We start from the raw sequence: 8,823 nt of genomic DNA on the forward strand, positions 1-8,823 counted from the left end.
CCGGGGTCACCTATGCTGGGCAAATGCCCGTAATCTGGACCTCCGCCATCCGACGAACCGCATTGGGAGCCGCCGGGGCCGCGGTGGCCGGTATCGGCTACGCCTCGCTGATCGAACGAAACGCCTTCATACTGCGCGAGTCCACGATGCCCGTCCTGCAGCCGGGCTCGTCGTCACTACGGGTGCTGCACATCAGCGATTTGCACATGATGCCTGGTCAGAAGCTCAAGCAGCAGTGGCTGCGGGAGCTGGATCGGCTGGAGCCGGATCTGGTCATCAATACCGGTGACAATCTTTCGCACCAGAAGTCGGTGCCCGCGGTGGTCCAGGCCCTCGGCGGATTGCTTTCCCGTCCGGGCCTTTTCGTTTTCGGCAGCAATGACTACTTCGCGCCGGTACCGAAGAATCCGGCGAAATACTTCAAGAAGGATCACCGCCGCGTGTACGGTGCGCCGCTGCCGTGGAAGGATCTGCGCGCGGCCTTCACCGAGCGCGGCTGGCTCGATCTGACCCACGTCCGCCGCGACGTCGAGGTCGCGGGCATTCGCATCGCGAGCGCGGGCGTCGACGATCCGCATCTACAGCGCGACCGGTATGAGACCGTCGCGGGTGCGCCCAACCCGCTCGCCGTGCTGAGCATCGGCCTGACCCACTCCCCGGAACCCCGGGTGCTGGACCGTTTCGCCGAGGACGGCTACGACCTGGTCATGGCCGGACATACACACGGCGGCCAACTGTGCCTGCCCGGATACGGTGCGCTGGTCACCAACTGCGGTATCGATCGCTCGCGGGTGAAGGGCTCGTCCAAGTGGGGCGCGCACACCCAGTTGCACGTCTCCGCGGGTCTGGGCACCTCGCCGTGGGCGCCGTACCGTTTCTGCTGCCGCCCCGAGGCGACGCTGCTGACCCTGGTCGCCGCACCGCCGAAGCGTCCCAATACCGATAGCGGACAGGGCGTTTCACCCTCGGAAGCCATCGCCCGCTGAGTTCCGCTAAGGTCCTTTGCCGAGACTGACGTCAGGCAGGGGAGAGTGTGAGCGAGCGCCAGCGAGTGAACCATAAACACAGCGCGCAATCGTGCACGACGGCGGCGAGCGCCGACGAGGCCCAGTCGTGAGTGATTCCGACGACCGGCGCGAAGCTCGTACGCCATATCAGCAACAGCCTTATGGCGCAGAGCAATTCGGCCCTGCGCTAGGACAGCCCGCATTCGGGCCGCCCGATCCCACTGAGTCGGGGATCGACGCGTCGCAGGGCACATTCGGCGCGCCGGTCCAGGTCGATCCGGCCGTGCTGTCGCCGTTCGGCCCCGAACCAAGGGCCATACCGTGGAACGGCGGTGTGGCACCGGATTTGCCGATACCGTGGCGGCCCGAACGGCAAACGGCAAATGCGCCGGGCCAATTCGATCCGACGTTGCAATGGATGCCGCAGCCGCAGCAACCCGTTTCGTCATGGCAGGCGGGCTCGACGACGCAATTCCAGCCCGGTGCAACCCCCTTCGGACCAAGCAGCGGGATGCGGGCACCCCATGGCGGTGGCTCGAATGCGTTCTTCAGTGATCGTTTCGCCTCGGATCCGGCCGCCATGTCTAGCACGAACCGACCGAACCGCAGTCGGCGCACCGCATGGATCGCCGCCGCGGCCGCGATGCTCGTGGTCGCGGGCGGGGCGACAGCGGCGGTCGTCACGGCCGACCGCGGATCGGTCGACACCACCGCGCAGAATCCGGTTCCGTCGATGGTGAGCGCACTCACCCCCACGAATTCGCACACCTCGACGCAGCCGACCACCACCAAGCACGCCCCCGCCAATCATGAGACCCCGGTGGTGCCCGGCTACCAGGTCGTGGTGGCCTCGGATCTCGGTGCCGCCTATGACGTACCGGCCGACTGGACGGTGGCGCCCGACGGCAAGGTCGGCGGCTTCGGGGAACCACCCAATGCCGTCACCGGCAAAGGGCTGGCCACCGAGGGTAAAAGCTACTGCCCCGGCTCGACCCGCACCGTGGCCTTCCTGACCGGCTCCAAGGACACCGACTCGGCAACCGCGGCAACCGAACTCGGCACCCGGACCGCCAAGATCGCCTACACCAACTCACCGGGTGGCACTCCGGGCGCCGCGCAGCCGCTCCGCTCGCTCGACGGCTCCCAACAGGGCATGTTCGTGGAGACCAAGGGGACCGCGACCAAGGTCAATCCGGGCTGCGCGACGGAGTATTCGGTCTATACCTTCGCCACCCCCACCGACAGCGGCAATTTCGTCATGGTGATCGCGGCCGACACCGGTGTCCCCAATGCCGTCGACGCGGCCACCGCGATGCGCATCTTTACCAGCATTAGACCCCATGGAGGCTAATTGACCTGCGGGTTTAACGTCTGGACGTGAGCTGTTGTAAGCTACTGCAGGTTCGCTTCACGGGGTGTGGCGCAGCTTGGTAGCGCGCTTCGTTCGGGACGAAGAGGTCGCAGGTTCAAATCCTGTCACCCCGACTCGTGGTTGAGACGAACGGTTCCGCCCCCGGCCCGCATAGGTCGGGGGCGGAACCGTTTGCGCTGTTTGGCCTGGCGGTCCGGGGTCGGCCACCACACCGCGCAGGCAATGACCGCTAGTAGCCCGCAGACCAGGGCGAGCAAGCCAACGATCACAAACGCATCCATCCGTACCTCCCGAGACTTCTCGTAGGTGCACCCGGCGTCGCGACGGATCGGCACCGACCGGCGGCGCGAAGGGCGGTCGGCGGATCGCTCCACATCCGCAACCTGGTGCCCGGCCGCCATCAACCTGACGCGGCGATGTGTCCTGCGGTGGTGCGGCGACGTTGCCAAGTGTTGCTGTCTGCTCCTGCTCACTGTGCACCGCCGCTGCGAAATTCCGGAAGGCGGCGCGCCGAGGCGACGCGCGACCGTTCCGATATGTCCCCGGTCGTCCCAAATGCGTGGTAAGCAGACTCTTATCCGCTTGTCAACGTGCGGTCATCTCGACGAAATACGCGGTCCAAAGCGTTGTGAGCAGCCGCTGCACGGGCAACTGGAAGAGATCGGCGCGGTTCACCGGCGAAATCCGCACCACCGATGTCCCCCGTCTGAACGCACTCGACACCACCCCTCGTGATGAAGATGCCCACCAAGACCGAGAGCTACGAACTGCCCGACTACTCGCTCGAGACGATCGCCCGACCGCTCCAGGCCCGGCCGGGCCGGTCACCCCTCGTGAACCGGCCCGGCCACATACACCCTTGGATGGGATCGTCGGCGCGCACCCAATGGTTACCTTCGGCAGCGGCGACTATATGCGCCGGTCAGCTCCGGGAAGAGCCATCCGAAGTGGTCGCCCCCGATTAAGCGCCAGCCGGGCCGGTCACCCCTCGTGGACCGGTCCGGCTGGCACTACCCCCGTGACGCGACCTGTTACCCCTCGTGAACAGGTCGAGTCCGGTTCCCCACCCCAGGTGGTGGCTTGTTTCGCGGTGTTGACACAAACAATGCCGTCACGGGCTTGTTGGGCACTTAAGAAGACCTTGCAGGAGAAAAACCGCAGGTAGTCGGGTCATTTTGCGGAAGATCCCGACAAGTTTGCGGCGCGCTGGCGCGAATCAGCGGATGATGGAGGATGAGGGCGCCAAGAAGAATGGGAGCGGCGATGGAAACCGTGGTTGTCTGGGTGCTGGCTTGCCTGCTCTACTGGTGGGGCCTGCTGTAGTTCCGAGCCCCGGGGCGGCGTGGATTCCAGCCCCCATAAACAAAAAAACTCCGCCTCCGACCGAAATGGTCAGGGGCGGAGCTTTTTTCGGACCTGAGCTTTCAGCCTGCCAGTCCGGTGCGGACACCTTCCTCGACGCGCTTGCCGAGTTCGGCGTCCACGTTCTTCCAGTACTCGAAGACACGGGACAGCACCGGCTCACGCACACCGCCGAGTATATGGCCGATGATGTTGTCCACCAGGCGATCTCGCTGCTCGTCGTCGAAGACCTCACGGACCAGGGTGCCCGCCTGGGTGAAGTCGCCATCCTCGGCGTGCTCGATATAGCCCGCGCGTACGAAGACGGGATCGAATTCCCAGCTGCCGCCATCGGGTGCCCGCTCGGGATCCGCATGCGGACCGCCGAACGAATTCGGTGCGTAGACAGGCACATTCGCGTCGTTGTAGTCGAAGCGCATCGCCCCCTCCTTGGAATAGGAGTTCACCGCCGCGGCCCTTGCGCGGTTCGGCGGCAGCTGCGCGTAGTTGGTGCCGATGCGGTAGCGGTGCGCGTCCGCGTAGGCGAAGACCCGGCCGAGCAACATCTTGTCGGGCGAAAAGCCGATGCCGGGAACGACATTCGAGGGTTCGAAGGCGGCCTGTTCGATATCGACGAAGTAGTTGGCCGGATTGCGGTTCAGGGTCCACTTGCCGACCTCGATCAGCGGGTAATCCCGATGCGACCACACCTTGGTCAGGTCGAACGGGTTGAAGCGGTAGCCCTCGGCCTCGGCGACGGGCATGACCTGCACGTACAGCGTCCAGCTCGGCGACTCGCCGCGCTCGATCGCCGCGTACAGGTCACGGCGGTGGTAGTCGGCGTCCGCGCCGGCGAGCCGATCCGCCTCGGCCTGGGTCAGATAGTCGATGCCTTGATCGGTCTTGAAGTGGTACTTCACCCAGAAGCGCTCGCCCGTGGCATTGATCCACTGGTAGGTGTGCGAGCCGTAGCCGTTCATGTGCCGGTAGGTCTTCGGGATGCCTCGGTCACCCATCAGCCAGGTGACCTGGTGGGCGGTCTCCGGACGCAGGGTCCAGAAATCCCACTGCATATTGTGATCGCGCAGTCCGCTACCCGGCAGGCGCTTCTGTGAGCGGATGAAGTCCGGGAACTTGATCGGGTCCTTGATGAAGAAGATCGGGGTGTTGTTGCCGACGAGGTCGTAGTTGCCGTCCTCGGTATAGAACTTCACCGCGAAACCACGCGGGTCGCGCCAGGTGTCGGGGCTGCCCTGTTCGCCCGCGACGGTGGAGAACCGAGCCAGCGATTCGGTGCGCGCACCCGGCTGGAACAGCTTGGCCTTGGTGTAGCGACTCACGTCATTGGTCACCACCAGCTCGCCGTAGGCACCCGCGCCCTTGGCGTGCACGATCCGCTCCGGTACCCGCTCCCGGTTGAACTGGGCGAGCTTTTCGATGAGGTAGTGGTCGTGCAGCAGGATCGGGCCCTGAGTACCCGCGGTGAGCGATTCGTTATCGCTCGGTACCGGCGTTCCGGTGTTGGTGGTGGTCGGGTTGGTCATCGGCGGCCTCCTTCTGAGTGGCTACGTCCCGGCTCGGACGTACGGCAGATCGGGCACAGACCCCAGAAGACGACTTCTGCCTCGTCGACCACGAACCCATGCGCGTCCTCGGGTTCCAGGCAGGGGGCTGCGCCCACGACACAGTCGATATCGACGACCGTGTCGCAGCTTCGGCACACCAGGTGGTGGTGGTTGTCCGAGGTCCTGGTCTCATACAGCGCGGGCGAACCGGCCGGTTCGATGCGCCGCAGGATTCCGGCGTTTACGCAGGCCCGAAGCACGTCGTAGACGGCCTGCGTGGACACCGAGCCCAGGGATTCGCGGACAGCAGCGGCCAGTCGATCGGCGTCCGAATGCGGCCGGTACGCGACCGCATTCAGTACCGCGACCCGCGGCGCGGTGACCCGCAGGCCGGCCGCGCGCAATTGCTCGCGGGGGTCGGTGACGTTGGTGTGCATACATCCGATGTTTGCGCGTTTTCTGGAATTAGTCAAGAAAACAACAGTGTGCGGTCAACCGTCGCGTACATCACATCGGGCTTCGTGGAATAGATCGGGGCGACAGACCGTTGACCACCGCAGTCGGCGTCCGGACAGCCCCGGGCCTCACCCCATTCGTCGCTTCGAGCGACCACTCGCCGAGAGGCGCTTGTGGGACGTCGGCACCCGAGTCGTGACGTTGGCGTGGCGTCCGGCGGCTCAGCGCCGCCAGGTTCACCGACCTGGCGGCGTTTTGCATTTCCGGGGCGGCTCGACTCGTGGTCGACGGCGGTGTGGTCGATGATGCAACCATGGCAACGCATGGCGACGCGCTGCGGCGCAGGCTCGGACTCACCGACTCGGTGGTCATCGGGCTCGGGTCGATGATCGGCGCGGGTATCTTCGCCGCGCTCACGCCCGCAGCGACGGCGGCGGGTAGTTGGCTGCTACTGGCCTTGGCAGTGGCCGCACTGCTCGCGTATTGCAATGCGACCTCCTCGGCGCGGCTGGCGGCGCAGTATCCGGTATCGGGCGGGACGTATGTGTATGGGCGTGAGCGCCTGGGTGCGTTTTGGGGATATCTCGCCGGGTGGGGATTCGTCGCTGGTAAAACCGCATCGTGCGCGGCGATGGCGCTGACGGTCGGCGACTACGCGTGGCCGGACCATTCGCGGATCGTCGCGGTCGCGGCGGTTGTCGCGATCACCGCGATCAACTACACCGGCGTGCAGAAATCAGCATTGGCCACCCGGATCATCGTGGGGGTCGTGTTGGCGGTGCTGGCGGTGGTCGTCGGCGTCGGATTATTCGGAAACCATTCCACCGCAACAGCTTTGCCGGATCGGATCGGGCCGCGCGCGGTCTTGCAGGCGGCCGGATTACTGTTCTTCGCCTTCGCGGGATATGCCCGCATCGCGACCCTCGGCGAGGAGGTGCGCGAGCCGCGACGCACGATTCCACGGGCCATCATGATCGCGCTCGGACTCGCGCTGGCGGTCTACGCGCTGGTGGCGATCGCATCGCTGGCGGTGCTCGGGTCGGCGGGGCTCGCGCATGCGATTGATCCGCTGGCCAGAGTCGTCTCGACGGCCGGGGCTTCGGGGCTGGCACCGCTGGTCCGGGTGGGGGCGGTGCTCGCGGCGGCCGGATCGCTGCTCGCGCTGATACTCGGGGTTTCGCGCACGGTGCTTGCGATGGGGCGCGACAAATATCTGCCAGGGGCGCTGGCCACGGTGCATCCACGCTTCGGCGTGCCGCATCGGGCGGAGTTGGCGGTCGGCGCGGTGGTCGCGGTGGTCGCGGGAACCTTCGACCTGCGTGCGACCATCGGGTTTTCGTCGTTCACGGTGCTGGTGTACTACCTGATCGCCAATGCTTCGGCGGCGACATTGACTGCGGCGCAGGACCGCCCGCCGCGGTGGGTGCCGCTCGTGGGCGCGGCCGGGTGTGTGGTCGTTGGGTTTTCATTGCCCACGATGTCGGTGGTGACCGGGCTTGCGGTCCTGGCCTTGGGCGCTGGATGGTTCGCGATACGAACACGCCGCTGACGCCCTCGGAGAGGCACCTCGGAATGTATGACGTCGAGCGGCACGCCCGACCGACAGTCGACTGAACCGCATTCAGCCTGTTGACCCGCCTGGCGCGGTCGGTGGCGATAGCCTCATTGCATGGGGCGCATCTACGGATTCCTGGCCGGAGTCGCGGCCGTATCGCTGGTTGTGGGGAGCGTTTTCGCCGGGGGCGCGCAAGCCGCGCCTACTGAGCAACTGTCGTGTCGAGTGTCGTCCGGCCGGGTGCCGGAACGGGCGGCGCCGGAACAGGTCGGACTGGATTCGGGACTGCTCGCGCAGGCTTTGACTTTCGCGGGTGGGCGTAATCGGTTGAATGTGCAAGTGTTCCGGCACAACTGCCTGATCGGTGAGGGTCCGACGAACGATCAGACCGGCAATGTCGCCTGGAATATCTGGAGTGCGACCAAGAGCGTTGTCTCCCTGCTCGCCGGAATAGCCTGGGATCAGGGGAAACTCGATATAGCAGCGCCGATCGATCGGTATCTGCCACCCGGACTCGGTGATACGCAGCATCGGTCGATCACCGTGGAGAATCTACTGACCGAATCGTCGGGCATGAAAGTGGGCGTGCTGACCGAGGGGGCCACCGGGGTGATTCCGATCGATCCGAATAGTGCCGTGCAGGCGCTCGGAGTGCCATTGGATAATCCGCCGGGCACGGCATTCAGCTACAGCCAGCGCAACGTCGATCTGCTCGCCTATGTCATCGAATTAGCCGTCGCGGAACCGCTGCAGCAGTTCGCGCAGCGTGAACTGTTCGATCCGCTCGGCATCGAACGTGGCGATTATTACTGGGCACGCGATCGCGCCGGGCACACCTACGGATACGCCCATCTGATGATCCCGCCGAACGATTTCGCCAAGCTCGGTCTATTGGTGAGCAATAACGGGCGCTGGGGCGAGCAGCAAATCGTCTCGCAGACATATCTGTACAAGGCACGCCAACCGTCACCGACGAACGCGTGCTACGGATATCTGTTCTGGCTCGGGCCGGGATGCGCCGAGGCCGCCGACTTCCTGCCCGCCGATGTGTACTTTATGTCGGGACTAGGCATGCAGAATATCTTCATCGTGCCGAGCCTGGATTTGACGGTGATGTGGACCGGATTCTTCGGCGACATCAGCAATGAGGGCATTTCCGGAACCGTGCAGAACACCGCAGAGCTACCACATGAATTCTTCCGCCGGTTGTTCGCAGCATTCGAAGACCACCCGGTGCCCGACCCGGGTCCATATGTCGAGCCGCCGCTGCGGCTGGATCCGCGTCGGTTCGTGGATACGAATCTGCTGATCGCGGTCTTCGGCATCGGACCCGCGGCCTACCCGGGCTGCGATGTCTTCAGCTGCCTGAACTATCCACTCGACCCGCCGTTCGCCGACACCGCACCCGGCTGCGCAATCCTGGCCTGCCTCGGTCCGGATCCGCGCACACCGGGCATCCGCTGAATCACACCGAAGTTCGGCGACACCGTAACCGCCGCGCATCCAGCGTGCAGTTCCGCGATCGTG

6 protein-coding genes and 1 tRNA gene are annotated in these 8,823 nt (G+C 65.3%); 5 read left to right on the forward strand and 2 right to left on the reverse strand.

All coding sequences use genetic code 11. The annotated features are described in order from the left end of the window. Positions 1 to 23 precede the first annotated feature (23 nt). The 3 genes from ACW2Q0_RS12655 (at position 24) to ACW2Q0_RS12665 (ending at position 2,492) form a co-directional block, all read left to right on the forward strand. Positions 24 to 986, forward strand: a complete 963-nt coding sequence (locus ACW2Q0_RS12655; RefSeq protein WP_457189460.1) for a metallophosphoesterase — start codon at positions 24 to 26, stop codon at positions 984 to 986. 127 nt (positions 987 to 1,113) lie between these two features. After that, on the forward strand, positions 1,114 to 2,358 hold the full coding sequence (locus ACW2Q0_RS12660; RefSeq protein ID WP_457189462.1) for a hypothetical protein: 1,245 nt from the start codon (positions 1,114 to 1,116) through the stop codon (positions 2,356 to 2,358). A gap of 60 nt (positions 2,359 to 2,418) precedes the next feature. Next, positions 2,419 to 2,492: transfer RNA gene (locus ACW2Q0_RS12665), tRNA-Pro, on the forward strand. Positions 2,493 to 3,803: 1,311 nt separating this feature from the next. Here the strand turns inward: ACW2Q0_RS12665 and ACW2Q0_RS12670 are convergent. After that, entirely contained in the window at positions 3,804 to 5,264 is a 1,461-nt protein-coding gene (locus tag ACW2Q0_RS12670) for a catalase (protein ID WP_457189464.1), read from the reverse strand. After that, positions 5,261 to 5,722, reverse strand: a complete 462-nt coding sequence (locus ACW2Q0_RS12675) for a Fur family transcriptional regulator (RefSeq protein WP_457189466.1) — start codon at positions 5,720 to 5,722, stop codon at positions 5,261 to 5,263. Before ACW2Q0_RS12675 ends, ACW2Q0_RS12670 begins: the two co-directional genes overlap by 4 nt. A 332-nt stretch (positions 5,723 to 6,054) precedes the next feature. On the opposite strand from ACW2Q0_RS12675, the gene ACW2Q0_RS12680 reads away from it, so the two are divergent. Then, positions 6,055 to 7,290: an APC family permease gene (locus ACW2Q0_RS12680; protein WP_457189468.1), complete on the forward strand. Its 1,236-nt coding sequence runs from the start codon at positions 6,055 to 6,057 to the stop codon at positions 7,288 to 7,290. Positions 7,291 to 7,410: 120 nt separating this feature from the next. Continuing rightward, on the forward strand, positions 7,411 to 8,760 hold the full coding sequence (locus tag ACW2Q0_RS12685) for a serine hydrolase domain-containing protein (RefSeq protein WP_457189470.1): 1,350 nt from the start codon (positions 7,411 to 7,413) through the stop codon (positions 8,758 to 8,760). The last annotated feature ends 63 nt before the right edge of the window (positions 8,761 to 8,823 follow it).

This window comes from Nocardia citri, assembly GCF_054065835.1.